The following is a 25,379-nucleotide window of genomic DNA, read 5'->3' on the forward strand; positions in this document are numbered from 1 at the left end:
GCAGTCCAAATGGCAATGCTGTGACGATGTTCCTCGAGTAACAGTAAGTTATGTCTCTACCCAAAACTCCGCCGGCGGTTAGCCAGCTGTTTTCCGAGCAATCGAGAATCGAACGGTATCTTGAAATCGAGGCATTGCTCGCCGAGGTTCAAGCCGAACTAGGTATTTTGCCAGATTCAGTAGCTAGAGAAATTCGCACCGTCGCGAAAATTGCAAACATTGATCTTGATAAGTTAAAAACTGCAACGGATCGTATCGGGTATCCAATTGCTCCTCTCGTACGTCAATTGACCGAATTGTGTTCCAAGGAAACCGCAGGCTTTGTCCATTGGGGTGCAACAACCCAAGACATTATGGACACCGGGCTTGCGATAGAACTGAAGGCAACATTTGAAATTGTTCAGGAGGAACTGTCACGTCTAATTGTAACATCAGTAGCATTGGCAGACACCCACCGCGCGACAGTCATGGTGGGTCGTACATTTGGTGGCCACGCTTTACCGATTACCTTTGGAGGCAAAGTTGCGCGATGGCTTGCGGCCCTTTGTCGGCACTCTTCTCGCATTAAACAGTGTCTGCCGCGTGTCTGCGTCGGCCAACTCGGAGGGGCGGTTGGTACTACAGCCTCGCTAGGTAAGCACGGAGAGCAGACACGACGGAAATTGATGCAAAGGCTCAGCTTGTCGGCGCCGGTCGCGACCTGGCATTCAACGCGCGACTCTATCGCGGAGGCCGTATGTGTCCTCGGGCTTGTAATGACGACCCTCGGAAAGGTTGCAGCTGATATCTCTGCGCTTTCGTCGACCGAGGTAGGTGAGGTTTTTGAGGCAGACTTGGCGGGCCGCGATACAAGCAGCACGTTGCCACAGAAGCGCAATCCGGTCGCATGTAGTCAGATTATAGCTGCCTCAAAACTGTCGGCGCGTTATGCGTCGATGTCCCTTGATAGCTTCCAGCACGATCATGAGAGGGGGCCTCAAGGCTATATTGAGGACGAGATTGTCCCGCAGTGCTGCGTGCTCACGCTGTCCTCGCTCAATTGCGCTAATCAATTGCTTGCTGGATTGAAAGTTGACGTTACGCGTATGCGGGCGAACTTAAGACTAACAAATGGATCCATACTTTCCGAAGCGGTGATGATGAAACTTGCACCGCATGTTGGCCGCCTTGGTGCGCATGACATCCTTCATGAAATCGCAAAGCATTGTAGCGTCAATGGCAATGATTTTGTTGCAGAAATCAAGGCGCATTCAACAATTAGAAAGCATTTATCAATAGCCGCGATCGATGAGATCACGCAGCCAGAAAACTACCTTGGCGATACTGCGGACGAGATCGATCGTGCAATCGCCGCAGCTCAAGCAACGCTAAACGTGTGATAATGACAATAGCATCCTTCGAACCAGCCCGCAGTGAGCCACCGACGTGTCTTGGCCCCGTTGCGCGACCGACTCCGCCGCGTATTCGAGCTCCACGTGGAAGTTGGGATACGCACTTTCATATTTTCGGCCCCCCCGAACGGTTTCCGTACTATTCTGAACGAAAATATACGCCGCCGACAGCGACGCTCGAGTCGTTTCAGGCCCTCTGCGATCTCCTTGGCATCGAACGTGGCGTTTGCGTCCAGCCAAACCTGCACGGTGCAGACAACAGCGTGACACTCGATTGCGTGGAGCGGTCTGATGGCCGTTTTCTTGCAATTGTTAAAGTTGAGAACAGCGTAACGTTTCCTGAGCTTAAGCAACTCCATCGCCGGGGCGCACGCGGTGTGCGATTCGCGTTCAATCCAGAGCATGGCGGCGAATTCGATAGCGAACTTTTCCGACAAGTTTGCCTTTGGGCTGGCGACCTGGGCTGGTGCGTGGATCTACACCTTGCGCCATCTGACCTTGGTCCCCTTTGCGATGTCATCTCCCGAGCAGGCGCTAATGTCGTTATCGACCACATGGCTCGCGTTAACCCCGTACTTGGCCTGCAGCAGCAGCCATTCCGAGAATTGATCGAACTCGTATCCTATGACCACGTTTGGGTGAAAATGAGTGGGGCGGATAGAATCACAAAAGAAGGCCCGCCCTACATGGACGTGAAGCCATTTGCGCGCGCGTTAATTGAGGCATCGCCGCAGCGTGTCATCTGGGGCTCAGATTGGCCTCACTCGGCTTATTTTGATTCAGCGAGAGTGCCAGACGACGGAAAACTGCTTGATTTTCTGATCGATGCCGTCCCAACCGACCTGCAACAAAAACAGATCCTTATTGATAACCCTCGTCGGTTATTTGGGGGCTGAAAATTCAGGCGAGCGAAATTCTAAGAAGCCGCGAACGGTACTAAACATCCTCTTGACGGTACAGCGATCACGGTCATACTAACTTCATATAACGGACAAATGTTCGTATATCGAACATTCCTAGGCGGAGAGGCGGCGTGCTGAGAATGGTGGCAAGCAACAAACCGGCACTGCTGGTGGCGGACAATGCGGTCAAGTTTTTTGGCGCTGTCGACGCGCCAATCAAAATTTTTGAACAGCTCAACTTCTCGATTTGCGCGGGCGAATTCGTATCAATCGTCGGGCCGTCCGGATGTGGCAAAACAACTCTGCTGCTCTGTTTGTCTGGGCTTGAGGCCTTAACGAGTGGCAAAATTTTATTCAGAGGCGAAGTCGTTCGCGGATCACCAAAGGGTGTAGCCGTTGTATTCCAGGACTACAGTCGTAGTCTCTTTCCGTGGCGGAACAATATCGACAACGTTCTGTTTGGGATGCGGCGCCTTGAGGGTCTGAGCAAGTCCGAAAAGCGAGATATCGCAGCTGAACTTTTGAAAACTGTTGGGCTTGAGTCGTTTGAATATCACTATCCTTGGCAGGTATCAGGCGGGATGCAACAGCGCGTCGCGATAGCGCGCGCGTTGGCATCTCAATCGGATTTGGTTCTGCTCGACGAACCTTTCGCATCGATTGACGCTCAAACAAGAGCAGATATGCAGGACCTGGTGCTGCGGGTATTTGCAAAATTCAAGCAAACCTGCATCTTGGTTACGCACGACATCGAGGAAGCCATATACATGGGCAGCCGCGTGTGCGTTCTCTCTCGTCGGCCCTCAAAAGTCATCGCCGACTTCAAGGTGAGCCTCACCTTTCCCAGGGACCAACTGGAGACGCGAGAAGATCCGCGCTTTCTCAAGTTGCGCCACCAGGTCCTAGAGCTTGTACGAGGTGCCTCTCGGGGCGACAGCCAAGGGACACCTCCCATAGCGGTTATCGACGATCCAGCTCCCGCAAAGGGAAGCGGGTGAGAAAGTCACGAGAATTGTAAAACGGAGAGTACAATCATGAAGAAGGTGCATATTTTCGCCGCGGCGGTCGCCGCAACGGCTTGCCTATTTCAGCCAGCGTCTGCGACGGAGCCCGCTAAGCTGAAATTCGCATATCTGCAGGTCATCGACCTGATCCCGTATTTCATTGCGGACAGCAAAGGCTACTTCAAGGATGAAGGTCTCGAGGTCGAACCGATCGTGCTCACGGGCGGACCAGCGATCATTTCAGCGGTTGGCAGCGGCTCGGCGGACATAGGGTTCACAGGCAGCGTGTCGCTGGTCAACGCCCACCTTAAGGGTCTGAAGTTCAAGTTCTTCTCTGGGCTGAATTTTGAAAAGGCGCCCGACGATCACGTCCTCGTCTTTGTCGGCCGCGAAAAGTCCGGGGTAAAGTCAATCAAGGACCTAAAAGGAAAGGTAATTGCGTTTAATACGTTTGGCGGTCAATGCGAATTGATTGCTCGGGTGCAGCTCGAAAAAGCAGGGATTGCGGAAAAAGACGTCAAATTCACTACTTTGCCGTTCCCGCAAATGCCAGCAGCGATTTCGACCGGTAACATTGACGCTGCCTGTACCACCGATCCATTCCTAACTCAGATGCGGCACAACAAAATCGGACCTGTTGTAATGTCTGGCCTCGTTCTGGAGCGCGATATCAAAACGCCGCACCTCAATTCCGGCATCTTTGCCAGCGATGAATGGCTCACAAAAAATAAAGACAAAGCTATCCGGTTTAGGAAGGCGCTGCAGCGTGGGGTAGACGTCCTAAAATCGAACCCGTCCGAGGCACGCGACATCCTGACAAAGTACACAAAGCTGACGCCGGAACTTGCTAAAGAGGCTAAATTCGTTGTGTACATGACCGACATTCCGGCGTCGAGCGTCCAGGCCATCGTCGATGCGCAGTATTCGACCGGCATGATCAAAACAAAGTTCGACGCGAAGCAGATCGTCGAAAGCCTAAAGTAACTGGTGATGCTTGCAAACCGTCTGACGCGGATTTACGGGATCGTCGCAATTGCGATTGTCTGGGAAGTTGTATCTCGCCTGGAGATACTCCCGTCGCAGTTCTTCCCGCCGCTCAGCACGGTGCTGATGGCCCTCTGGGAGACCCTGTTTTCCGAAAGTGTTTGGCGCGACGAAGCGCTGACAATCGGCAGGGCTCTCTCAGGTGTGGCTGTAGCTGCCGGGATTGGTATTACGCTGGCTGTCGCTGCATCCAGCTCCGAAGTATTCGATGCGATGCTTGCTCCAATCGTCGAACTGCTTCGTCCAATTCCACCGGCAGCAATGATACCGATTTCGATTTTCTTTCTTGGCATAGGAAAAGAGCTTTTTCTTTTCACGATCGCTTTTGCGAGCGTGTGGCCAATATATGTAAGCACCGCAAATGCGTTAAATTCCGTTGATCGCGTGTTGATCGATACCGGAAGGTCATTCGGATGCGGAAGGCTTGAAGAGTTGATCCTGATCAGGTTTCCGGTTGCGCTCCCAGAAATCTTCACTGGATTGCGAGTTGGTATCGGAATTGCGTTTCTTGCGACAATCGTCGTCGAGATGCTGGCGGGCCGCGGCGGAATCGGCTTCCAACTTTTCGACAGCGCGTTTTCTCTCCAAATTCCCTTAATGTTCGCCTTTGTAATTATCGCAGGAATAAACGGATCCGTACTCAATTGGGTGACAAATCAGGTGCGATATCTGCTGACCGCGTGGCACTTGGGATTGTCACGTCAGCTTTCAGCATCGCATCCGGCCGAGTAGGTACTAAACGATGAAACTTAGCGCAGAACGTCGATGGCTGTTGGGTGCGACCTCGATCATCGTGGTCTTGGCAGTCTGGGAAATGAGTGCGCGACTCCATTTATTCGCAATCAAGGATTTCCCGTCGCCGACCGAGGTAGCCGCGCGGATCGTTGAGCTTCGTACAGAGCTTGCGATCGAGATGATGCATACGCTAAAGCGCGCGATGATCGGATTGCTTCTGGCAATTCTCACAATGATACCTTTCGGGGTCGCTATCGGTAGAAGCAGGGCGCTTGCGCGTGTTGTCGAGCCGATCGTCGAATTGCTGCGACCATTGCCGACGCCGGCAATCATACCGCTGATGATGCTCATTGCTGGAATCGGAGATGCCGCCAAGGTTCTGGTCATATTTTATGCGGCCGCTTTTCCGATTCTTCTGAATGCAATCGATGGCGCCAGAGGTTTGCACCCATCTTTGGCGCTGGCGGCGAAGTCGCTACGATTATCCAGTTTTGAAGCCGCAATGCTTGTGTTCATGCCGGCGACACTCCCACAAATCATGGCTGGAGTTCGCATTAGTGTATCCGTATCTATACTCGTTAGCATCACTGCGGAGATGCTGTTGAGCACCGATGGGATGGGCATATTCTTGCTGCGAAGCCAAGAACATTTCCGGCTGGTGGACGGAATAGCGGGCCTTGTCGTCCTCGCATTTGTTGCGTTGGCTATTAATAAGATTTATCTCGCGATTGATTATCGCGTACTAAACTGGCGTCACCAGACAGTTGGCGCGCGCAACTCGCCAATCTAATAGTTTAGCTTTGAAATTTATGGGCCCTCCACGCGACTAAATCAGTTGCGTTTTGAGCAAGGCAGCCTCTCTCTGCAGTACGGGAAGAAACTCCGCCAGCATCTTTTTTGTTGTTACGCGTTCAGCCAGCGCGCCTATGTGAAGTGCCGCGACCGTTTTTCCGTCATAAGCCAGGAGAGGCACCGCGATAGATCGATAGCCCACCTCGACCTCCTGGTCGGCATATGCGTAGCCTTGTTTCCTGGCGTCAAAAATCGCCTTTTTAATTGCCCGCTTGTCGATAATTGTTTGAGGTGTATGCCGCACCGGCTTAAGACGGCTAACAAACAGCTCGATATCCGCATCGGGAAGCGAGGCGAGTAGTGTGCGGCCGAGAGCGCCAGCAGCGGCTGGAATCCGAAATCCGACGCCGATTCCTAGCGCGGTGGCGCGCGGAGGAGACGCCCGCGCGATTATGACAACGTCCTGATCATCCAGTACTGCGGCCGAACACATTTCTTCGACCTCCCCGCAAATTCTCTCGCAGGCGGGTTGCAAAACAGTCGCCACTGAATTTGAAAGGAGATAGGCCGAAGCAAGTTTCAAAATATTCGGAGAGAGGCGAAACAGTCTACCATCATTCTCCACGTAACCAAGCACGCCCAGCGTATATAGAGAGCGCCGAACCGTAGCCCGCGGCAGATCGACGATCTTGGAAATATCGCTGAGCGTCATTTTCTGGCGCTCGGCGTCGAAGGCCAAAATTATCTGCAGGCCTCGTGCGAGGCCGGCGATAAAATTAGGTTCATCTGAGATACCGTTCCTTCGCCGAATACGAGCCATTTTTTCTGTGCCGTAAGCATTTTTCGTTCGTGACACAATTACCGTAGGTTTCAGGTGACCCGCTACCCTATTTTTTTGCATAGGCGGCGATATCGAAATCGAACGATTCTAGATCGTTTTTGCCCACGGAACGCGGTTTTGCGAGTAGCTTCCGCGCGGCCATATGGTCGGCCGGCGCATCGATCGTATCAACGGCAATCAGCATTCCGGCCCGGAAATACAATGCAATGAATGCCTCGCCTCTCGATGAGTTCCTTGAGCGAATCACGACCGAATCGTAGCCCGAAGAAATCCCCGCAATTTGAAGTTTGCAGTCAAATTGGTCCGACCAAAACCATGGCGTGGCCAAATATGGCTTATTCAATCCGGCAATCGTTGCAGCCGCGGTTTTTGCCTGATCCAGCGCATTTTGCACTGACTCAAGGCGTGTCCACTCATCCGCGTGGATATTGAAATGATTGGTGCAATCGCCTGCAGCGAGAATGTTCGGTATATTTGATCTGGTCAACTCGTCTACGACGATACCATTCGTACACGTGACGCCACCCGCGCTGGCTATCTCGACATTTGGGACAGCACCGATACCAACGACCACAATGTCAGCGGCAGTACGGAAACCGTCTTCGCATTCCAAATGAGTGACACGTCCATGAGAGCCAATAAGTTTTCGAACAATTTTCCCTTTTCGAATATTTACTCCTTTCGCGGCATGCAATCTCTCAACGAATGCCGCGACCTCCGGTGCAACAACTCGGCCGAGAATGCGTTGTTGAGATTCGAATACCTCGACTTCTTTTCCAAGCTTCTGCGCTGACGACGCCACCTCCAGCCCGATAAAGCCGCCGCCAATGACTGCAATAAAATGTGCGTCTTCAATGGCCGAAGCTAGAGATCGCGCGTCTTCAATGGAGTTTAGATAGTAAACCCCTTTGAGGGCCGCTCCAGGCACCATCAATTGTCGGGGCCGGGAACCCGTGGCAAATCCAAGATAATCGTATCGCAATTGAGCACCATCGCTCATACCAACAATTGAAGAACTGACATCGAGGGCAATTGCCTCGGTATTCAACATCAATTCAATATCGTTCTCCCTATAGAACGCTTCCGAGCGCAATGCCAATCGCTCTTCTGGTACCGAGCCGACCAGGAAGCCCTTTGATAGAGGTGGGCGCTGGTAGGGCAGCTCACCCTCACAACTGACTATTCGAATCTTTTCGGAATATCCAAACTGCCTAGCGGAAGCCGCCAGCTGGATCGCAGAATAGCCGCCGCCCACGATCAACAGGCCATCACGCATCAAGATTGCTTTTCTGGAATCTCGACTTTCAGGCCGTCGATGCCGTTGGTCGCGACAATCTGGCAGCTCAGCCGACTGTTCGCGCGACGCTCCGCGGCAACGCCCTCAAGCATCTCCATTTCATTTGATTCCGGTCTAGGGATCATTTGAAGGCAGACCGGATCAACATACACGTGACATGTCGCGCAAGAGCAGGAGCCACCGCAATCCGCCTCGATGCCTTTGATATTCGAGCGTATTGCCGTAGACATCAGGCTCTCTCCGACATTGGCGTCGACGAGCCGTTGAATTCCGTCCGCTTCAACAAATAGTACTTTAGGCATTTTGCGTCGTTCGTATAATGAACAAATGTTCGTTTATCAAATTGCTGATCCATATACAATTCATATTTTCCCAATGGTTTGAATTTGGGGTCGACTCTGAAGACCTGCCGCGGTATATTTATCGCACGAATGTTCGATATACGAACAAGGGAATTGATCAATGCTCAGCGTGCAGCAGAACGACAAGATTACGAGAGTCGCTCCGGGGACCCCAACAGGAAAGCTGATGCGATGCTACTGGCAGCCCGTTGCACTAAGTGAAGAGCTCGATCCGTCGCGCCCCATAAAGGCTGTCCGGTTACTCGGACAGGATTTCGTGTTGTTCCGGGACGAAAATAGCAGGTTGGGACTGCTTGACCGGGATTGTCCGCATCGTGGGACGGACCTTAGTTTTGGACGACTCGAAAACGGAGGTCTGCGTTGCGTTTTTCACGGCTGGTTGTTCGACACCAAAGGGCGGTGCCTTGAAACACCAGCGGAGCCCAAGGGAAGCCGACTTTGTCAAAACATCAGGCAACGGTCCTATCCCGTCGCGGAACGAAATGGAATTATTTTTGGTTACCTCGGAGAGGGCGATCCTCCTGCATTCGCTGATCTCGATTGTTTTGTCGCGCCCGATACACACACCTTCGCTTTCAAGGGATACATAGATTGTAACTGGCTTCAGGCTCTTGAAGTTGGAATAGACCCAGCGCACGCATCTTTTCTGCACCGCTTCGAAGAAGACGAAGATCCTAGTCACTCCTACGGCAAACAATTTCGTAGCACTTCGGCAGACTCCGATATTCCGATGACGAAAATTATGCGCGAATATCCGTGTCCGAGTATTGACGTGAAACTGACAGAATTTGGATTGCGGTTGCTCGCACTTCGGGAGATCGACGACAACAGAACGCATGTTCGTGTAACAAATCTCGTATTCCCGCACGCGTTTGTGATCCCGCTTAGCGGAGAAATGACGATCACTCAGTGGCACGTGCCGACTGACGATGAATCTTGCTATTGGTATGCGATTTTTACCAGCTTCAGCGCCCCGGTAAATAAGCAGGAAATGCGCGAGCAACGCCTGAAGCTCTACACGCTGCCTGACTACAAGCCACGACTGAACCGTGGAAATGATTACGGCTACAGTGCCGAGGAGCAAAAAAGCCAGACCTATACGGGGATGGGTTCCGACATCAACGTCCACGATCAATGGGCGATCGAATCGCAGGGTCGAATTCAGGACCGTACACGCGAGCATCTCGGACAGTCCGACAAAGCAATTATTGCCTATCGGAAACTACTCGTGCAGTCGATCGACCAAGCACAGGCCGGCGAAAAGCCGATCATGAGATTGGATGAGGTCGAGGCACGACAGATAACCGGACCCGCAACTGTCGATGGCATAGGGCCCACCGACGGTTGGGAGGCGTACTGGAAACAGGTTGAAGCCAAACGAAGGTCAGGCGCTGCTTGGCTGCGCAAGTCCGCCTGAGCGGCCATTCCAATCAAAGAAGTAATTGCAATGGATTTCGTCGAGCGCCACGGATTGTGGTCAAGCGAGCAGTCCGCGAGTGCGGACGACGTCGAACGGAGAATTGAAAAGGATGGAATAGAGGTCGTTCGGTTCTCGTTCCCAGATCAACACGGAATCCTTCGTGGCAAGACAATTCTGGCGGCGGCCGTACGGAATGCCCTGCGAAGTGGCTGTCCTCTAACAAGTACGCTTTTCACAAAGGATACGTCGCACAGAAACGTGTATTCCGTATTCGAGGCTGGCGGCGGGTTTAATATGAAGGAGATGGAGGGCGGCGCCGACGTGGTATTGGTCGCCGACCCAACCACGTTTCGCAGTCTGCCGTGGTCTCCATCAACTGGCTGGATCCTGTGCGATGCCTATTTTCCCAACGGAAATCCGGTCCCCTTTGCGACCCGCCAGATTTGCAAGCGTGCCACGGAAGCGGCCAGCCATTCCGGATACGAATTAGTCGCAGGTTTGGAAGTCGAATTTCACATATTTAAGCTCGAAGATTCCCGGATGGGTCTTCAAGACTCAGGCCAGCCTGGAGAACCGCCCACTGTCAGCCTGATAAATCATGGCTATCAGTATCTGACGGAACTTCGAAGCGACCAAATCGAGCATGTGCTGGAGCCGCTTCGCCGCTACATCATCGCTTTGGGCTTGCCGTTGCGCACAGTCGAAATCGAGTACGGCCCTAGCCAGTGTGAATTTACCTTCAAGCCAGGCGGCGCTCTGGAAGTTTCGGACAATATGATCTTGTTCCGAAACGCAACCAAGCAAATTTGCCGTCGCATGGGTTATCACGCGACCTTTATGTGTCGTCCGCAACTGCCGAATGTGATGTCGAGCGGATGGCACCTCCACCAATCTCTGAAGGATCTGAAGACGGGCCGGAATGCCTTCGTCGGAACCGAAAATCAAATTTCGGAAATTGGCAGTTACTATCTTGGCGGTCTCCTGAAGCACGCACCTGCGGCTACAGCTTTTGCTGTGCCCACGATCAATGGTTACAAGCGATTTCGTCCGTATTCCCTCGCCCCGGATCGCGCAAATTGGGGTCGCGACAATCGCGGCGTTATGGTGCGTGTCGTAGGTAGCAACGCTGACGACTCCATGCGGTTGGAGAATCGCATTGGTGAACCTGCGGCCAACCCGTATCTGTACATAAGCTCTCAAATCTTTTCGGGACTACACGGGATCAACGGATCTCTGGCGCCCGGCCGGTCCGCCGACGTTCCTTACGAAGCGCAAACACAATCGCTTCCCACAAGTATTGACGCTGCGTTGCGTGCTCTCCGCGAAGACTCGTGCTTCCAAGAGGCATTTGGTGAGCAGTTTATTGACTACTACATTCATATAAAAACTGCGGAACTCAAGCGATTCGCAATGACGGTAACCGATTGGGAACAACGTGAATATCTCGAGATATTCTGATGGTCCCAAACTTTGTTCATATGGGCCTTGGCTCGAAAGTCATATTCGCGCGGGGCAGCGTTGCGCGACTGTCGTCGGAGCTGGAAGCGGCCGGTCGTCGACGCGCGCTACTTCTGTCCACGCCCGGCCAGCGCAGAAAGATTGAAGCTATTGCGCAATCGCTTGGTCCACTGTGCGTCGGGGCATTTTCCGACGCGAAAATGCACACCCCGCTTAGTGTTACAGAGCTCGCGGTGGATATTGCACATAATGTCAGCGCCGATTGCGTCGTTTCATTTGGCGGCGGCTCTGCGATCGGACTTGGCAAGGCAATATCGTTCCGAACGGATCTATTTCATTTAGCTATTCCAACGACCTATTCGGGATCGGAAATGACACCGATCATTGGCGAAACCGCCAACGGTGAAAAGAAAACCCGGCGCAATACGAAGATATTACCCAAGACTGTTATCTACGATGTGGACCTGACTTTGTCAGTACCGGCAATGGTATTGGCCTCGTCCGGCCTCAACGCAATCGCGCACGGTCTGGAAGCTCTCTACTGGCCGGAGTGCGGTCCGATTGTGCGTTTTATGGCGGCGGAAGGAATAGGCTCGCTGTTTCATAGCCTCGTCCAAGTCGTAGCCACGCCGGAAGATCGAAATTCGCGTACCGCTGCACTTTATGGAAGTTGGCTGTGCGGATCATGCCTGGGAATGGCGCCGATGGCGCTACACCACAAGCTCTGCCATGTGCTGGGTGGTTCGTTCGACCTGCCGCACTCGGAAACACATGCGGCCCTGTTGCCTCACACCGCCGCCTATAACGCGACCGTCACGCCGGACGCGACCAAGATTCTAATCGCCACAATAGGCCACGAAGATCCGGCACTCGCATTCTACGAACTCGGCAAATCACTCGGCATTCAGAGATCTCTTCAAGCACTAGGCATGAAGGCGTCGGACCTGCGACGGGCTGCCGACCTCGTGTTGGAAAATCGATACGAAAATCCGCGCCCAGTCACTCGCAGTTCGATCTTGCAGCTTTTGCAACGGGCCTACCGCGGTGATCCGCCATTAATCGAAGCCGCATGAAATAAAACCGATCGGAGCGGAGCAAGGTGTTGTCTGAAGTATTGCATCGAAATTCATCCCCCAAACTGCGCGCCTTCATGCTGGTTCCAGGCATTGCGCTGGCTAGCGCGGTCGTCATTGCAGGAATCGTATTGCAGCCAATTCTCGCTCGTGTTGTTGCGGTGCCAAGCATGATTCTGGTGCTCATTATCGGGTGCCTGCTTCATAAAATTGCGCGCCACCCGCGATACAGTAGCGGGGTATCGTTCTGTATTAAGGTTCTACTGCGTTATGCGGTTGCGCTCCTAGGTCTGAAAATATCTCTTGGCGAAATTCGCGTGCTTGGATTTGAGACGGCCGCCGTGGTGATAATCAGCATGATTATCACGGTCGTTTTTGGAATTTGGATTTCGCAAATTCTAGGGCAGGGGCGCGAATATGGCGCTCTGGCGGGAGTCGGTGTCGCAGTATGCGGCGCATCCGCGACACTCGCGACGGCGACTGTACTTCCAGCGTATCCTCAAAAGGATCGCGATGTGGTGTTTGTCGTTATCGGTGTCAACACCCTGTCGACAGCCGCAATGTTTCTTTACCCGTTGATCTGTAAACTGCTTCACCTCGATACCTTTGCGTCTGGCGTCTTGCTCGGCGGTACAATTCATGATGTGGCGCAGGTAGTAGGAGCAGGTTACCCGATGTCTGACAGCATCGGTAACACCGCGGTAATCGTAAAGCTGTTCCGGGTTCTTCTACTGCTTCCGTTTGTATTGGCTGTCGGGCTTTGGATCAGCCGTTCCGGGGCGCTTGTTCGGGAATCAAAAGTTCCGCCGCCGCTCTTTGCTGTTGCGTTCATCATACTCTGCGGATTGAACACTGTTCTGACGTCAATGAGTTCTGTGGCGCCTTTCTACGCTGAGCTGAGAGACCTCCTGATCCAGCTGTCAAATATCGGCCTGTTGGTTGCCATGGCGGCGTTGGGTCTAAGTACTTCGTTGACCTCATTCGGGACCATGGGTTGGCGGCATGCTGCGATTCTACTTGGGCCGACCGCCGTATTATTTCTTACGGTTTTCGTTGCTATTGCACTGTTGCCGAATTGATGGTGCCGCGGACTATGGCGAAAATCGAAAACGAGCGCCAAGTCGTGCGATCGAACGTTGACGTTGTTCTCTGCGACATTTTCAGAGAGATAACTCAGCGCAAGGAGCGCGGCCAAGTTGCAGCCTATATTCCGGAGCTGGCGGACGTTGACATAGAATCCTTTGGGCTGGCTGTCGTGGATGCTGGCGGTAAAGTTGCCGCTGTCGGCGAAGCAGATACCCCTTTCTCAATTCAGAGCATCTCAAAGGTATTTACTCTTACACTTGCCCTCGGCCGTTTTGGCGATCGGATTTGGGAACGAGTTGGACGAGAACCATCTGGGAACTCATTCAATTCGATTGTCCAGTTGGAGTTTGACCGGGGAATCCCACGGAATCCCTTTATAAACGCGGGCGCTTTGGTCGTGACGGACTTGATCCTTTCCGGGCACGAACCTCGAGAAGCGCTCGGCGAAATTTTGAGTTTTGTGCGGGGCATTACGGCGGATTCGTCCATCAGAATTGACGAGACGGTGGTCGCCTCGGAACAACGCGCAGGATTCAGGAATGCGGCGTTGGCGAATTTCATGAAGTCGTTTGGCGTACTTGTTCATCCAGTCGAACATGTATTGGGGGTATACTTTCATCATTGTGCGATTGCCATGTCGTGCCGGCAGCTTGCGAAGGCAGGACGTTTCCTCGCACATCTTGGTCGAGACCCTTCGACGAATCTGATGGTCGTTCAATCGGAGCGCGCGCGAAGGATAAACTCACTGATGCTGACGTGTGGTCACTACAATGGGTCGGGCGAATTCGCATATCGCGTTGGTCTTCCGGGCAAGAGCGGCGTTGGAGGTGGAATTCTAGCCATTGTACCGAACGTAGCTTCAATTGCCGTCTGGTCGCCTGGACTTGATGTCAATGGAAACTCGCAGCTTGGAAGAGTTGCCCTTGAGATGCTCACCACAAGGATGGGCTGGTCGATATTCGGGAACTTTCAGTAGAGATCACTGCCGCAGGCCGTTTTCCTCCCAGGCCAAGGTCCGGAAATCGGACGTGCGGAAACTTGGACTGGCGGCTAGCCGCCAGTCCATTTCTTTTTGGACGATAAATAGCTTGGAGTCAGATATCTCGGATGGTTTGCGCCCGGGACCACAGTATGACCACAGAAACTCCGTGAACGAACGCGAACAAACGTGTTCAATCTCGACGAAAAACACCGGATTTCATTGAATTTCCCGAGAGAGCAATACCGCTCATAACGGTCTGGTTGGAGGTTCGAGTCCTCCCGGGCCCACCACTGAACTCAACGCGTTGTCACTGCCGCGTTGCCTTGGTCGTTCCGCCGACCACAGATTCGACCACAGAATCGAGGCAGCGGTTGTTCATGAGTTCATCAGTTCTCGTCGTGCATTCGAGAGCATTTGGCTCACGCAAGGGCCTTCAGCGACTGGAATTGAGTTTTGTGATCCTTGCGTAACCCATTGAAAAAGATGGGTACGCATTTGCACGGTTTTGCAGTCAAGACTCTGACATTCCACGAATAACTTCTGCTTCCCAAGCTGCATACGAGGGTTCGATTCCCTTCGCCCGCTCCAATTTCTCGCCGCATACATTATGTCTTGCGCGCGCCAGCGAGCGTCGCGCTGCGCATGGTTAAGTCTTATTAAACGCTCTTCCGCTAGAACCGCCGCCTTGGTTTTGTGTTGCGTGCGGGTGGCGTTGTGTCTGTCGCGTTGCGTGTTGTCGTGCTGGCGGCACTGCTGTCGCCCGTTGTCGGTTATGCCGGCGAATTGCCGCGCATCGTCGCGGATGCCTCCAATAAAGTCCCGGCCTGTGTGACGCCGAGGGCTCTGATGGCCTTCGTTGAGCGCCGCAACGAGCGGCACCAACCGCCGCAGGATATCGAAGCGAAATTCGAGAACCTCGCCGCGCGCTATCAGCGCATCGGCGCTTGCGTGTCGCGGGCGCCGGAGAAATGCGTCGCGGTGCGCTGGGACTATGCCTTCTTTCAGATGCTGGTCGAGACGAATTACCTGACGTTCCGCCGTCCCGACGGCCGTCCGGCCGGCGTGCCTGCGAGCGACAACAATTTCGCCGGTATCGGCGCGACGGTGCCGGGCAGGCCGGGTGAGCATTTCCGAGACCCGGAAACCGGCGTGCTCGCCCATCTCCAGCACGTCTTGATGTATTCGACGACGCGCATCCCCGGGCCGGTCGCGAAGCGCACGCGACTGGTGCAGCAGGGCGTGCAGGAGGCGATGAGCCGACTGCGGCGTCCGGTGACCTTCGACGATCTCGCGACCCAATGGGTGGGCTCCGGCCACCGCGCCTATAGCCGCACCATCGGAGGCGTGGCCGCGCGGTTTGCCGCGCAGTTCTGCGCAAATCCGAAAGTCGCGGCGACCCAATGAGGCGTTGCTGATAAAAAAAACCGGCCGCGCGAGGCGGCCGGCTTCAATTCATTCAGACGTCGATCGGTTCACATCAGTTGCTGATCGTCTGGATCACGCTCGACATCGGCTTGGCGTTTTCCATGCCGCCGCCCATCTCCTTGAGCACGATCTCGTTGTACTCCTTGAGCGGCTCGACCGGCGTCTTGCCGACGATGTGGACCACTTTGTAGCCGCCGGCCTTCAGCTTCTTGAGCAGTTCCGGAGCGGCGAGTGCGGTGGCGTGCTGGAAGTCGTGCATCAGGATGATGCCCTTGCCGTGCTTCTCCAGCTTCTTCATCACGTTGTCGACGACCTTCTCCGGCTTGCGCACCTTGAAGTCGAAAGAGTCGAGATCGGTCGAGAACATGCCGAGGTGACGCTCGGCCATGTACTTCACCAGCTCCGGCGGATGACGCAGGGCCGGGAAGCGGAAGAACGGCTGCACCGGCTTGTTGCCGAGCGCGATGCTGGCGGCGCTGATGCCCTTTTCGATTTCGGCCTTGGCTTCTTCGAAAGTCTTGCGCGACAGGTCGACGTGCGACCAGGTGTGCGTGCCGATGGTGTGGCCGGCCGCGGCAACCTGCTTCAGCAGTTCCGGATGCCACGAGGCGTGCTTGCCGATGACGAAGAACATCGCCTTGGTGCACTGATCGGCGAGCGCCTTGAGCACCGCATGCGTGTTGCCCGGCCACGGGCCGTCGTCGAAGGTCAGGACGACTTCCTTTTCCTTCAGGAAGTCATAGGCCTTGAAGTGCTCGAAGCCGAAGCCCGGGCCGCTCTCGGTGTCGATCTGAATGGTCCGCGACACGCCGAGCGCGTTCGGGTTGTCACACTTCGCGGTGTCAGCGGTCTGGGCCAGAGCGGAGCCGGCAAAGGATACCGACAGGGCCAGGGCCAACGCGATTGAACTGCGCATAACGCCTCCATCCTTTAAAAAGGACGCTTGTTGTTAAAGCTGTGGCTATTCATCGCGGCTTTAACCATATGAGTCAACGAAAAGCCCCGATTTGCAGGCGGTTTGGACGTCGGAATGAGGATATGGTTAACGCGCGAGGCGCAACCGGCTACAACTTGCCGAAACGCCGGTTGCCGGTCGCGGCGGCGCGTCTTATTTCAAAGCGGGGCGACTTTCGGAGCCTTTCATGGCCGAATCTTCGATAGACAACCGCAGGCTTGCGTCCGGGATCATCACGGCGGGCGCCGTGATTTTCATCCTGCTGGCGGGCACCGTGAGCCTCTGGGCTTATTACGGCACGGCGGTATTTTTCGAAGTCATCCGGGCCGGATGGGCGGCCTGTTTCTGACGGACTGCAATGACAGACAGCGATAAAACTCCGGATTCGCCGTTCGGCGCGCGGCTGAGCCTCATTCTCGCGGCGTTTCTCGCCGGCGTGTTCGTCTTTGTCGTGATCGTGCTGTTCGTGACCGGGCGCACGCCGGGCGGCACGACCGCCTCGGCCGTCGGCGGGCCGTTCGCATTGGTCGATCAGAGCGGCAACAAGATCACCGAAAAGGATTTTCTCGGCAAGCCGTTCCTGGTGTTCTTCGGCTTCACGCATTGTCCCGACGTCTGCCCGACCACGCTGTTCGAGATGTCCGAGATGATGCGCGCGCTTGGCAAGGACGCCGACAAGGCGTCCGCGCTGTTCGTCTCGGTCGATCCGGAACGCGACACGCCGCCGGTGATGAAGGACTATCTGTCGAACTTCGATCCGCATGTGCGCGGTGCGACCGGCGATCAGGCGAGCATCGACGCGATGATCAAGGCCTATCGCGTCTACGCGAAAAAAGTACCGACCGGGAACGGCGAATACACGATGGACCACACCGCGCTTGTCTATCTGATGGACAAGCGAGGCAACTTCGTCGCGCCGTTCAATATGAAGCGGCCTCCCGAGCAGGCGGCCGCCGACCTGCGGAAATACTTCTAGCCGGCCTGATTTTCGCGCCGGCGCCTTCAAGGATCGTCGCGATGATGCGATCGGCGCGCTTGCGCCGTGCAAGCCGTGACGTGCGCGCGAACCCGTGGTCGGTCTTCTCCCAGCGATAGGGATCGGCGATCAACTGGAACAGCGCGCGCCACGCAGCGGTGGACAACAGCAGCCAGTGCAGCGGGATCAACGGCAGCGCCCATGCGGCGCCGATGAGACGGCGGCGCACCAGCCCGATCGCGCCAAGCAGCACCGAGGTAAGATAGCCGACCGCGACGGAGATACCGAACAGCGCGGTCGTCAATTGGTCGTGCGGCCAGCCCCCGTTGCGCCAGATCGAGACCGCAAGAACGCCGATGAAAATCGGATGCACGAGCGCGGCAAGGACGTTGCCGCCGACCATCAACTGGAAAGCGATGAAGCCGGGCAGGCCGAGATCGCGCGCGAGCCGCCGCGGCTCGCGCATATGGACTGCCCATGTCAGCAGCCAGCCCTTGAACCAGCGGGTCCGTTGCCGCAACCATGGGCGCAGCCGTGCCGGCGCCTCCTCATACGTTGCGGCATCGATCACGTCGGAACGGTAGCCGAACCGCGCAAGGCGCATGCCGAGATCGGCGTCTTCCGTGACGTTGTAGGGATCCCAGCCGCCGACCTTGCGCAATGCGGCGGTCCGGAAGTGGTTCGACGAGCCGCCGAGCGGTAACGGCAGGTTCAGCGCCGCCAGTGCCGGCAGGAATACATCGAACTGACCGGCATATTCGGCGGTGAACATCGCGGAGAGCCAGTTGTCGCCGGTGTTGTCGATTGTCAGGCAGGCCTGCACGCAGGCGAGCGCGTCACCATTGCGACGGAAGACACCAAGCGCCCGGCGAAGCTGGTCGGATTCCGGCCGGTCCTCTGCGTCGTAGATGACGAGAAACGATCCGCGCGCAAAGGGCAGTGCGGCGTTAAGGGCTTTCGGCTTGGTCTTCGGTCCCACAGCGGGCGCGACGACGATCTCGAACGGCGCGCTGAGCTGTGCGCGCAACAGCGCGGCGTGGGTGTCCTCGTCGTCGGGTTCGATGACGAATTTTACATCCAGTTTTTCGGCCGGGTAATCGAGACCGCGGATGGCGGCGATCAGTCCGTCGACCGACGAGGCCTCGCGATAAAGCGCGACCATGATCGTGTAGACCGGCAGCGTGTCGTCGGGAATTCGTACCTGTCGCCGTTCGCCCGGCAGGCGCATCATCGCACCGACCAGACGCATCACGATCCAAGCGATGAACATCAAGGCCAGCAGCGCCTCGATCGCCGTCATGGAGGTGTGCGGCTGTATCGCGATGGCGGCGGCGGTCAGCGCGGCGACCAGCGCGGCCTTCCAGCGGAACGTTTGGCGTTGCCGGGGCGCGGCGGACATCTGCGGCATTGCTGTGCGCAGCAGGTCGGTTGCACGCGCGCCGATCGCGTCTGCGCTATGCCGTTCGACGAAACGTTTGAGATGCTCGCTCGTGGTGAGACGGATGCGCTTCCGCCAGCGCGGGTCCCCGGCGCTCAGTTCGGTCAACCGCCGCGCCGCGATGCCGCGTGGCGCGACGACATAGACCAGCTCGCCGCCAATCCGCAGAGGAACAATCCCGGCCGGGATGGCCTCAATCAGCCGGCTGTCGTCGAGCGGGCACCAGTTGCGCGGCGTCAGGGCGAGCGCGTCGAAGGCGATGTCGAGCCGTTCGGCCAGCGCCCGAACATAATCTTCGTCCGAGATGGCGCCCGAACTGACGAGGACGCGATCCGCGCTGACGCCGACCTTGCCGGCGCGGTCCGCCGCGGCTGTCAGCGAGGCCAAGGCGAAACGGTCGGCGACACACCGCAGTTCGGGGTAGTTTCGCAGCGGATCGTGGGGAGCGGGGTGGTCGGCGGGATGCGCCGTATGGTCGGTATGGCGACGCCAAACCGCCTCCAGCAGGTCGAACTCGGCCTGCGACGCCACGCCACCAGCCATTTCAGCCCCATACGCCCTAAAGACGCAAAAGCTGCCGGCAGCCGGAGCAGGCAGCTTTTCCCCAAGCGAAACTAGCACAATCGGAAGTCTTGGGCGATGGCTTGGTACACACTTTTGCGTGTAGGAGCTATGGGCGCGAGCGCATGGTCCTGCCGCCGGGCGGGTGTTAGAAGCCCGCCATGTCAGGCTTCATGTCGAGCGTTGTGGTGCCGATCGCGGTCGGAGCGGTGGCCGTTGTTCTGCTGCTCGGCCTTTACAACATGATGCGCGGCGGCTCGCCGAACACATCGCAGAAGCTGATGCGGCTGCGCGTGCTGTTGCAGTTCGTCGCCATCGTGATCGTGATGGCGACGATCTGGCTGCTCGGGCGCTAGCCTGACGGGGCGGTCCGCTCAGGACGCCGAACGCATGTACTGCACTTTTTCCTTCTTCTTCTTGGCGGCTTTCTTCTTGGCCGCCGAGAGATCGAGCGCCGCAGCCTTTGACAGGCCCGGTGCCGCGACGCTCGATGCGACCGCAGGTGCCGCGATCTGAGCGATCGTGAAAGCGATGGCGATTGCAATCATGCGCATGTTGCCCCCCAATGGTCGAAAGCTTTGCCGGATCGGCCGGGCAGATTAGCCCAGATCCGCCGCGCCACGAAGGGCGAAGGAGATATCCGGATGGTGGTCCTCAACCGCATTTACACGCGTACCGGTGACGACGGGACCACCTCGCTTGGCTCCGGCGCGCGGCGCAAGAAGTACGACCTGCGCGTCGACGCCTACGGCACGCTCGACGAGGTCAATGCGATCCTCGGCTTGGTGCGCCTGCATACCGGCGCGATGCCCGAGCTCGATGCGGCGCTGCGGCGCATCCAGAACGACCTGTTCGATGTCGAAGCCGACCTTTGCCTGTCCGAGAAAGGCCCCGGCGGCGCGCGGCTGACGGTCACCGACGGACAGGTCGAATGGCTCGAGCGCCAGATCGATGCGCTCAATGACAGTCTCGCACCGCTCACGTCGTTTATTCTGCCCGGCGGCAGCGCGGCATCCGCCTATATGCATCTTGCCCGCACGGTCTGCCGGCGCGCCGAGCGCATCATGGTCGCGCTGCGCGACCAACCGGACGAAGAGGTGTCCGATGCCTCGCTGAAATACGTCAATCGCTTGTCCGATTATCTGTTCGTCGCCGGCCGCTATGCCAATGACAAGGGCACGTCCGACGTGCTCTGGGCGCCGGGACAAAATCGCTGACCGATTAATGGAATTGCGAAACCGCCGTGGTCATTCCTGTCTATGACGATGTCGATACGACGCCGGGCATCCGCCCGTGGGTCGTCTGGATTCTGTTCGCGGTGAATGTCGGGGTCTTTCTCATGCTCGCGGCGCTTCCGTCGCAGGTCATGCAGAACCTCGCCTACAACTTCGGTATCGTGCCGTCCTTCGTCACGGCAGGCGTTGCACCGGAAGGCGTCACGCTGATGATCCCGCCGGCGCTGACGCTCATCACCTATACGTTCCTGCACGGCAACTGGATGCACCTCGCAGCCAACATGCTGTTTCTCTATGTGCTCGGCGACAACGTGGAGCGGGCGATGGGGCATCTCCGCTTTATCGTCTTTTATGCCGCCTGCGGTATTGTCGGCGGTCTTGCCCATGTCGCGATGTCGTCGGAAACGGGTGCGCCGCTGATCGGCGCCTCCGGCGCGATCTCTGGCGTCGTCAGCGCCTATGTGCTGCTGCGTCCGACCGCACGCATTACGTTCCTCGTCGCGGGCATCCTGCCGATCACCGCACGCGCGTTCTGGGTCGTCGCGCTGTGGTTCGCCTGGCAGGTCGCCAATCTGGTGGTGCCGATGGCGGAAACCAATGTCGCCTATTGGAGCCACGTCTCCGGTTTCCTCACGGGACTGGTTTTGACCGCCCTGATGCGGCGGCCCGGCGTCGCGCTTCCTTGGTTCAGCCGCTAGACCGCCTCCGTTGACACATGAACCGCGCCGCCATTAGGTTGCCGACCTTGCTGCGGTGCACCGCACAGAGGATTGGCCGATGAAAATTCTGGTCCCGGTCAAACGGGTCGTCGATTACAACGTCAAAATCCGCGTCAAAAGCGACGGATCTGGCGTCGAACTCGCCAACATCAAGATGTCGATGAATCCCTTCGACGAGATCGCCGTCGAGGAGGCGATCCGCCTGAAGGAAGCGGGCAAGGCGACCGAGATCGTCGCGGTGTCGATCGGCCCGGCGCAGGCCTCCGAGACCATCCGGACCGCGCTCGCGATGGGCGCCGACCGCGGCATCCTCGTGAAAACCGACGCGACGGTTGAGCCGCTCGCCGTCGCGAAAATTCTTAAGGCGGTAGTCGATGCCGAACAGCCGGGCCTCGTGATCCTCGGCAAGCAGGCGATCGACGACGACAGCAATCAGACCGGGCAGATGCTTTCCGCGCTGCTCGGCTGGCCGCAGGGTACCTTCGCCTCGAAGCTCGCGATCGACGGTGACAGCGCTTCGGTGACGCGCGAGGTCGACGGCGGCTTGCAGACCGTCAAGCTCAAGATGCCGGCCATCGTCACCACCGACTTGCGGCTCAACGAGCCGCGTTACGCGAGCTTGCCGAACATCATGAAGGCGAAGAAAAAGCCTATCGACGAAAAGACGCCGGATGCCTACAGCGTCGACATCAAGTCGCGGCTCGAAATTCTGAAAACGACGGAGCCCTCGGGGCGCAAGTCTGGCGTCAAAGTCGGCAGCGTTGCCGAACTCGTTGCTAAACTCAAAGAAGCGGGAGCGATCTGACATGCCGACGCTTCTCATTGCCGAACACGACAACAAGTCGCTGAAGGATGCCACCAACAAGGCGATGTCCGCCGCCATGGCGCTGGGCCAGCCGGTTCACGTCCTGGTCGCCGGCAAGGACTGCAAGGCGGCAGCGGATGCCGCTGCCAAGCTCGACGGCGCGGAGAAAGTTCTCATCGCCGATGCCGCGCCTTACGAGCATGCGCTGGCCGAGCCGCTCGCCGCGCTGATCGTGTCGCTCGCCGGTTCCTATGAGGCGATCGTCGCGCCGGCCACCACCAGCGGCAAGAACGTGATGCCGCGCGTCGCCGCGCTGCTCGACGTCATGCAGATCTCCGATGTCATCAAGGTCGTGTCACCCGACACCTTCGAGCGGCCGATCTATGCCGGCAACGCGATCCAGACGGTGAAGTCGACCGACGCCAAGAAAGTCATCACGGTACGGACCTCGACCTTCCCGGCGGCAGGCGCGGGCGGCTCGGCCGCCGTCGAAGCCGCCGCCGCGGCCGCCGATCCCGGCCTGTCGTCTTTCGTCGGTGAGGAACTGTCGAAGTCCGATCGTCCGGAACTGACCTCCGCCAAGATCATCGTGTCCGGCGGCCGGGCGATGCAGAGCCGCGAGAACTTCACGAAATACATCGAGCCGGTGGCCGACAAGCTCGGCGCCGCCATCGGCGCCTCGCGCGCCGCCGTCGATGCCGGCTATGCGCCCAACGACTGGCAGGTCGGTCAGACCGGCAAGGTGGTGGCGCCGGAGCTTTATGTCGCGGTCGGCATTTCCGGCGCGATCCAGCACCTGGCCGGCATGAAGGACTCCAAGGTGATCGTGGCGATCAACAAGGACGAGGAAGCGCCGATCTTTCAGGTCGCCGATTACGGGCTGGTCGCCGACCTGTATCAGGCGCTGCCCGAACTGGCCGACGAGCTTGGAAAAGGCGGCAAATAGCGGCCCGCCGCGATGCAGCCATGCATGTTCACGGGAGCCGGTGGAAACGCCGCCCGGATCGTCGTAAAAAGCGCATCCGTGGCCGCGTCGGCCGGCTCCTTGGAAAAGAACGGCTGGGTGCGCTCTCGCACCGGCCGGAAAAACGGTACCAACCGGGAAAACAATGTCGGGTAAAATTCAGAATGTCGGCGTAATCGGCGCGGGTCAGATGGGTAATGGCATCGCCCACGTCTGTTCGCTGGCCGGCTATTCCGTCAAGCTCAACGACGTCAATGCCGAGCGCATCAAGACCGCGCTGGCGACGATCAACGGCAATATGACGCGGCAAGTCTCCAAGAAGACCATCAGCGAAGACGACCGCAAGAACGCGCTGGCGCGCATCAAGGGCGCCGAAAAGTACGACGACCTTTCCGATTGCGACATCATCATCGAAAGCGCGACTGAGAAAGAAGATGTCAAGCGCAAGATTTTCACCGACGTCTGCGCGGTGCTGCGGCCGGACGCGATCCTCGCGACCAACACGTCGTCGATCTCGATCACGCGGCTCGCCGCCGCGACCGACCGCCCGGAACGGTTCATCGGCATCCACTTCATGAATCCCGTGCCGCTGATGGAACTGGTGGAGTTGATCCGCGGCATCGCCACCGACGATCCGACCTTCGAGACCAGCAAGGCTTTCGTCGCGTCGCTGAAGAAGACCATCGCCGTGGCAGAGGACTTCCCGGCCTTCATCGTCAACCGCGTATTGCTGCCGATGATCAACGAGGCGATCTACACGCTCTATGAAGGCGTCGGAAACGTCGAGGCGATCGACACCGCGATGCGACTCGGCGCGCATCATCCGATGGGGCCGCTCGAGCTGGCCGACTTCATCGGCCTCGATACCTGCCTCTCGGTCATGCAGGTGCTCTACGAAGGCCTCGCCGACTCGAAATACCGGCCGTGTCCGCTGTTGGTGAAATATGTCGAGGCCGGCTGGCTCGGCCGCAAGACGCAGCGCGGCTTTTACGACTATCGCGGCGAAAAGCCGGTGCCGACGCGCTGATCGTCGTCGCGCGCCGTCACCACATAAATTCCGGATAACCTCTGCTTTAGCGGTCCATTTACCGCAGCGGCGCACATTGCAGGCGGGGGCGCGTAGCAATGGGTGACGGACCATGTCCACCATCGCTGGCGCAAGCAACACCATCGACTGGCTCACGTCGGCCTGGGCCGACATTCAGGGGCAATCCTCGAAAGCGACGGGCATTCCCATTCTCGACGCCGCGTCGGGAGCGGATAGCAGTCTCGACGACGGCCTGGGCATCGCGGACGGCGATGCGCTCGCCTCGCAACTCGCCTCGATCGAGGACAATCTCGTTCAGCAGCAGGGGGTATTGGCCGGGCAGGCCGCGCTGACGCGCGTGCAGGACCAGGTGAAGGCCACGCAGACCGCGGCGGCATCGACCTCGGACACCGACGCATCGCCAGTCGCGCAGGAGGATCTCCTTGCGCAGGTCGACGGGTTCGCCGAGCCGGGCAGTATCGTCGATACGACGGCCTGACGGCGTCGCGCGACTGATTATCGGTTCGTTAACGGCCCGCCCGCTACGCTGGCGGACGTCGTTAAGAATTGATTCGGTGAACTGCCATGTCCGTCGTCGGCGCCGCGAATGCGATCGATTGGGTGACCAGCGCCTGGAACAGTATCCAGTCGCAGTCCAGCGGGACCGGCATTGCGATCCTCGATGCGGTGACGGGAGCCGACAGCAGCCTCCTCAGCGACGGCCTCGGCATCGATGATGGACTCGCGCTGGCGTCGCAACTCTCCAGCATCCAGATCAATCAGATGCAGGGCTTGGGAACGATCGCGGGCCAGATGGCGCTCGATCGCATTCAGAGCGACATCAAGAACAAGTTCTCGAGCATCGACATCACCGTCTGACGCGCGCC

Annotated in this window: 28 protein-coding genes; 22 read left to right on the top strand and 6 right to left on the bottom strand. The window is 57.3% G+C overall.

Translation table 11 applies throughout. The features are described from left to right. The first annotated feature begins 50 nt into the window (after nt 1–50). From AB7F10_RS19310 to AB7F10_RS19335, 6 genes are all read left to right on the top strand, one after another. Nucleotides 51–1,379 carry a class-II fumarase/aspartase family protein gene (locus AB7F10_RS19310; RefSeq protein WP_428563565.1) on the top strand — a complete coding sequence of 443 codons (1,329 nt, stop codon included), beginning with the start codon at nt 51–53 and terminating at the stop codon, nt 1,377–1,379. A 2-nt stretch (nt 1,380–1,381) separates the two neighbouring features. Then, on the top strand, nt 1,382–2,287 hold the full coding sequence (locus tag AB7F10_RS19315) for an amidohydrolase family protein (RefSeq protein ID WP_428563563.1): 906 nt from the start codon (nt 1,382–1,384) through the stop codon (nt 2,285–2,287). Nucleotides 2,288–2,433: 146 nt separating this feature from the next. After that, nucleotides 2,434–3,291, top strand: a complete 858-nt coding sequence (locus AB7F10_RS19320; protein ID WP_428563561.1) for an ABC transporter ATP-binding protein — start codon at nt 2,434–2,436, stop codon at nt 3,289–3,291. 36 nt (nt 3,292–3,327) lie between these two features. Beyond that, the gene (locus AB7F10_RS19325) at nt 3,328–4,281 is read left to right on the top strand and encodes an ABC transporter substrate-binding protein (protein ID WP_428563559.1); all 954 of its coding nucleotides are present in this window, start codon (nt 3,328–3,330) and stop codon (nt 4,279–4,281) included. 6 nt (nt 4,282–4,287) lie between these two features. Further along, entirely contained in the window at nt 4,288–5,073 is a 786-nt protein-coding gene (locus tag AB7F10_RS19330) for an ABC transporter permease (protein ID WP_428563557.1), read from the top strand. Between the two features lie 10 nt (nt 5,074–5,083). Beyond that, nucleotides 5,084–5,866: an ABC transporter permease gene (locus tag AB7F10_RS19335; RefSeq protein WP_428563555.1), complete on the top strand. Its 783-nt coding sequence runs from the start codon at nt 5,084–5,086 to the stop codon at nt 5,864–5,866. Between the two features lie 36 nt (nt 5,867–5,902). Here AB7F10_RS19335 and AB7F10_RS19340 read toward each other — a convergent pair whose 3' ends face one another. From AB7F10_RS19340 to AB7F10_RS19350, 3 genes are all read right to left on the bottom strand, one after another. After that, nucleotides 5,903–6,688 (bottom strand): IclR family transcriptional regulator domain-containing protein, encoded by a 786-nt coding sequence (locus AB7F10_RS19340; RefSeq protein WP_428563553.1) that lies wholly within the window; start codon nt 6,686–6,688, stop codon nt 5,903–5,905. A gap of 67 nt (nt 6,689–6,755) precedes the next feature. After that, on the bottom strand, nt 6,756–7,985 hold the full coding sequence (locus AB7F10_RS19345) for an NAD(P)/FAD-dependent oxidoreductase (protein ID WP_428563807.1): 1,230 nt from the start codon (nt 7,983–7,985) through the stop codon (nt 6,756–6,758). Further along, nucleotides 7,985–8,308, bottom strand: coding sequence for a 2Fe-2S iron-sulfur cluster-binding protein (locus tag AB7F10_RS19350; RefSeq protein ID WP_428563551.1), 324 nt, complete (start codon nt 8,306–8,308; stop codon nt 7,985–7,987). The genes AB7F10_RS19345 and AB7F10_RS19350 overlap by 1 nt, the downstream gene beginning before the upstream one ends. A gap of 160 nt (nt 8,309–8,468) precedes the next feature. On the opposite strand from AB7F10_RS19350, the gene AB7F10_RS19355 reads away from it, so the two are divergent. The 6 genes from AB7F10_RS19355 to AB7F10_RS19380 all read left to right on the top strand — a co-directional run bounded on the left by AB7F10_RS19355 (nt 8,469) and on the right by AB7F10_RS19380 (nt 15,791). After that, on the top strand, nt 8,469–9,785 hold the full coding sequence (locus tag AB7F10_RS19355) for a Rieske 2Fe-2S domain-containing protein (RefSeq protein ID WP_428563549.1): 1,317 nt from the start codon (nt 8,469–8,471) through the stop codon (nt 9,783–9,785). Between the two features lie 30 nt (nt 9,786–9,815). Continuing rightward, nucleotides 9,816–11,246 (top strand): glutamine synthetase family protein, encoded by a 1,431-nt coding sequence (locus AB7F10_RS19360; protein ID WP_428563547.1) that lies wholly within the window; start codon nt 9,816–9,818, stop codon nt 11,244–11,246. Further along, nucleotides 11,246–12,319, top strand: a complete 1,074-nt coding sequence (locus tag AB7F10_RS19365; protein ID WP_428563545.1) for a maleylacetate reductase — start codon at nt 11,246–11,248, stop codon at nt 12,317–12,319. Before AB7F10_RS19360 ends, AB7F10_RS19365 begins: the two co-directional genes overlap by 1 nt. A 29-nt stretch (nt 12,320–12,348) precedes the next feature. Next, nucleotides 12,349–13,398, top strand: a complete 1,050-nt coding sequence (locus tag AB7F10_RS19370; RefSeq protein ID WP_428563543.1) for a YeiH family protein — start codon at nt 12,349–12,351, stop codon at nt 13,396–13,398. A gap of 14 nt (nt 13,399–13,412) precedes the next feature. Then, nucleotides 13,413–14,381 (top strand): glutaminase, encoded by a 969-nt coding sequence (locus AB7F10_RS19375; protein ID WP_428563541.1) that lies wholly within the window; start codon nt 13,413–13,415, stop codon nt 14,379–14,381. A 720-nt stretch (nt 14,382–15,101) separates the two neighbouring features. Continuing rightward, the gene (locus tag AB7F10_RS19380; RefSeq protein ID WP_428563539.1) at nt 15,102–15,791 is read left to right on the top strand and encodes a glucosaminidase domain-containing protein; all 690 of its coding nucleotides are present in this window, start codon (nt 15,102–15,104) and stop codon (nt 15,789–15,791) included. 73 nt (nt 15,792–15,864) lie between these two features. Here AB7F10_RS19380 and AB7F10_RS19385 read toward each other — a convergent pair whose 3' ends face one another. Then, nucleotides 15,865–16,728, bottom strand: coding sequence for a polysaccharide deacetylase family protein (locus AB7F10_RS19385; protein ID WP_428563537.1), 864 nt, complete (start codon nt 16,726–16,728; stop codon nt 15,865–15,867). Nucleotides 16,729–16,954: 226 nt separating this feature from the next. Here AB7F10_RS19385 and AB7F10_RS19390 point away from each other — a divergent pair, with 226 nt between their 5' ends. After that, nucleotides 16,955–17,116 carry a hypothetical protein gene (locus AB7F10_RS19390; RefSeq protein WP_428563535.1) on the top strand — a complete coding sequence of 54 codons (162 nt, stop codon included), beginning with the start codon at nt 16,955–16,957 and terminating at the stop codon, nt 17,114–17,116. A gap of 9 nt (nt 17,117–17,125) precedes the next feature. Then, a complete protein-coding gene (locus AB7F10_RS19395; protein ID WP_428563533.1) occupies nt 17,126–17,743 on the top strand; it encodes an SCO family protein in 618 nt (205 codons plus the stop codon). Here the strand turns inward: AB7F10_RS19395 and AB7F10_RS19400 are convergent. Then, entirely contained in the window at nt 17,688–19,724 is a 2,037-nt protein-coding gene (locus tag AB7F10_RS19400) for a glycosyltransferase family 2 protein (RefSeq protein ID WP_428563531.1), read from the bottom strand. The genes AB7F10_RS19395 and AB7F10_RS19400 overlap by 56 nt on opposite strands. Nucleotides 19,725–19,903: 179 nt before the next feature. Here AB7F10_RS19400 and AB7F10_RS19405 point away from each other — a divergent pair, with 179 nt between their 5' ends. Then, nucleotides 19,904–20,098, top strand: coding sequence for a twin transmembrane helix small protein (locus AB7F10_RS19405; protein ID WP_428563529.1), 195 nt, complete (start codon nt 19,904–19,906; stop codon nt 20,096–20,098). A gap of 18 nt (nt 20,099–20,116) precedes the next feature. Here AB7F10_RS19405 and AB7F10_RS19410 read toward each other — a convergent pair whose 3' ends face one another. After that, nucleotides 20,117–20,296 (bottom strand): hypothetical protein, encoded by a 180-nt coding sequence (locus AB7F10_RS19410; RefSeq protein ID WP_428563527.1) that lies wholly within the window; start codon nt 20,294–20,296, stop codon nt 20,117–20,119. A gap of 90 nt (nt 20,297–20,386) precedes the next feature. On the opposite strand from AB7F10_RS19410, the gene AB7F10_RS19415 reads away from it, so the two are divergent. The 7 genes from AB7F10_RS19415 (at nt 20,387) to AB7F10_RS19445 (ending at nt 25,371) form a co-directional block, all read left to right on the top strand. Next, a complete protein-coding gene (locus AB7F10_RS19415) occupies nt 20,387–20,959 on the top strand; it encodes a cob(I)yrinic acid a,c-diamide adenosyltransferase (RefSeq protein WP_428563525.1) in 573 nt (190 codons plus the stop codon). Between the two features lie 26 nt (nt 20,960–20,985). Further along, a complete protein-coding gene (locus tag AB7F10_RS19420) occupies nt 20,986–21,675 on the top strand; it encodes a rhomboid family intramembrane serine protease (RefSeq protein ID WP_428563523.1) in 690 nt (229 codons plus the stop codon). Nucleotides 21,676–21,754: 79 nt separating this feature from the next. Further along, a complete protein-coding gene (locus tag AB7F10_RS19425; RefSeq protein WP_428563521.1) occupies nt 21,755–22,501 on the top strand; it encodes an electron transfer flavoprotein subunit beta/FixA family protein in 747 nt (248 codons plus the stop codon). Nucleotide 22,502: 1 nt separating this feature from the next. Beyond that, a complete protein-coding gene (locus tag AB7F10_RS19430; RefSeq protein WP_428563519.1) occupies nt 22,503–23,447 on the top strand; it encodes an electron transfer flavoprotein subunit alpha/FixB family protein in 945 nt (314 codons plus the stop codon). Between the two features lie 163 nt (nt 23,448–23,610). Further along, the gene (locus AB7F10_RS19435; protein WP_428563517.1) at nt 23,611–24,492 is read left to right on the top strand and encodes a 3-hydroxybutyryl-CoA dehydrogenase; all 882 of its coding nucleotides are present in this window, start codon (nt 23,611–23,613) and stop codon (nt 24,490–24,492) included. A gap of 112 nt (nt 24,493–24,604) precedes the next feature. Beyond that, a complete protein-coding gene (locus AB7F10_RS19440; protein ID WP_428563515.1) occupies nt 24,605–24,991 on the top strand; it encodes a hypothetical protein in 387 nt (128 codons plus the stop codon). Nucleotides 24,992–25,077: 86 nt separating this feature from the next. Beyond that, the gene (locus AB7F10_RS19445; RefSeq protein WP_428563513.1) at nt 25,078–25,371 is read left to right on the top strand and encodes a hypothetical protein; all 294 of its coding nucleotides are present in this window, start codon (nt 25,078–25,080) and stop codon (nt 25,369–25,371) included. The last annotated feature ends 8 nt before the right edge of the window (nt 25,372–25,379 follow it).

This window comes from Pseudolabrys sp. (assembly GCF_050250095.1).
Taxonomy (GTDB): Bacteria; Pseudomonadota; Alphaproteobacteria; order Rhizobiales; family Xanthobacteraceae; genus Pseudolabrys.

Bases quoted from the DNA above. Each gene is read 5' to 3' on its own strand.
- AB7F10_RS19325 (WP_428563559.1), top strand. From the start codon at position 3,328: ATGAAGAAGGTGCATATTTTCGCCGCGGCGGTCGCCGCAACGGCTTGC.
- AB7F10_RS19410 (WP_428563527.1), bottom strand. From the start codon at position 20,296: ATGCGCATGATTGCAATCGCCATCGCTTTCACGATCGCTCAGATCGCG.
- AB7F10_RS19375 (WP_428563541.1), top strand. From the start codon at position 13,413: ATGGCGAAAATCGAAAACGAGCGCCAAGTCGTGCGATCGAACGTTGAC.
- AB7F10_RS19440 (WP_428563515.1), top strand. From the start codon at position 24,605: ATGTCCACCATCGCTGGCGCAAGCAACACCATCGACTGGCTCACGTCG.
- AB7F10_RS19335 (WP_428563555.1), top strand. From the start codon at position 5,084: ATGAAACTTAGCGCAGAACGTCGATGGCTGTTGGGTGCGACCTCGATC.
- AB7F10_RS19395 (WP_428563533.1), top strand. From the start codon at position 17,126: ATGACAGACAGCGATAAAACTCCGGATTCGCCGTTCGGCGCGCGGCTG.
- AB7F10_RS19415 (WP_428563525.1), top strand. From the start codon at position 20,387: ATGGTGGTCCTCAACCGCATTTACACGCGTACCGGTGACGACGGGACC.
- AB7F10_RS19355 (WP_428563549.1), top strand. From the start codon at position 8,469: ATGCTCAGCGTGCAGCAGAACGACAAGATTACGAGAGTCGCTCCGGGG.
- AB7F10_RS19390 (WP_428563535.1), top strand. From the start codon at position 16,955: ATGGCCGAATCTTCGATAGACAACCGCAGGCTTGCGTCCGGGATCATC.
- AB7F10_RS19405 (WP_428563529.1), top strand. From the start codon at position 19,904: ATGTCAGGCTTCATGTCGAGCGTTGTGGTGCCGATCGCGGTCGGAGCG.
- AB7F10_RS19315 (WP_428563563.1), top strand. From the start codon at position 1,382: ATGACAATAGCATCCTTCGAACCAGCCCGCAGTGAGCCACCGACGTGT.
- AB7F10_RS19340 (WP_428563553.1), bottom strand. From the start codon at position 6,688: ATGGCTCGTATTCGGCGAAGGAACGGTATCTCAGATGAACCTAATTTT.
- AB7F10_RS19385 (WP_428563537.1), bottom strand. From the start codon at position 16,728: ATGCGCAGTTCAATCGCGTTGGCCCTGGCCCTGTCGGTATCCTTTGCC.
- AB7F10_RS19330 (WP_428563557.1), top strand. From the start codon at position 4,288: ATGCTTGCAAACCGTCTGACGCGGATTTACGGGATCGTCGCAATTGCG.
- AB7F10_RS19320 (WP_428563561.1), top strand. From the start codon at position 2,434: ATGGTGGCAAGCAACAAACCGGCACTGCTGGTGGCGGACAATGCGGTC.
- AB7F10_RS19360 (WP_428563547.1), top strand. From the start codon at position 9,816: ATGGATTTCGTCGAGCGCCACGGATTGTGGTCAAGCGAGCAGTCCGCG.
- AB7F10_RS19425 (WP_428563521.1), top strand. From the start codon at position 21,755: ATGAAAATTCTGGTCCCGGTCAAACGGGTCGTCGATTACAACGTCAAA.
- AB7F10_RS19350 (WP_428563551.1), bottom strand. From the start codon at position 8,308: ATGCCTAAAGTACTATTTGTTGAAGCGGACGGAATTCAACGGCTCGTC.
- AB7F10_RS19365 (WP_428563545.1), top strand. From the start codon at position 11,246: ATGGTCCCAAACTTTGTTCATATGGGCCTTGGCTCGAAAGTCATATTC.
- AB7F10_RS19430 (WP_428563519.1), top strand. From the start codon at position 22,503: ATGCCGACGCTTCTCATTGCCGAACACGACAACAAGTCGCTGAAGGAT.
- AB7F10_RS19310 (WP_428563565.1), top strand. From the start codon at position 51: ATGTCTCTACCCAAAACTCCGCCGGCGGTTAGCCAGCTGTTTTCCGAG.
- AB7F10_RS19400 (WP_428563531.1), bottom strand. From the start codon at position 19,724: ATGGCTGGTGGCGTGGCGTCGCAGGCCGAGTTCGACCTGCTGGAGGCG.
- AB7F10_RS19445 (WP_428563513.1), top strand. From the start codon at position 25,078: ATGTCCGTCGTCGGCGCCGCGAATGCGATCGATTGGGTGACCAGCGCC.
- AB7F10_RS19345 (WP_428563807.1), bottom strand. From the start codon at position 7,985: ATGCGTGATGGCCTGTTGATCGTGGGCGGCGGCTATTCTGCGATCCAG.
- AB7F10_RS19435 (WP_428563517.1), top strand. From the start codon at position 23,611: ATGTCGGGTAAAATTCAGAATGTCGGCGTAATCGGCGCGGGTCAGATG.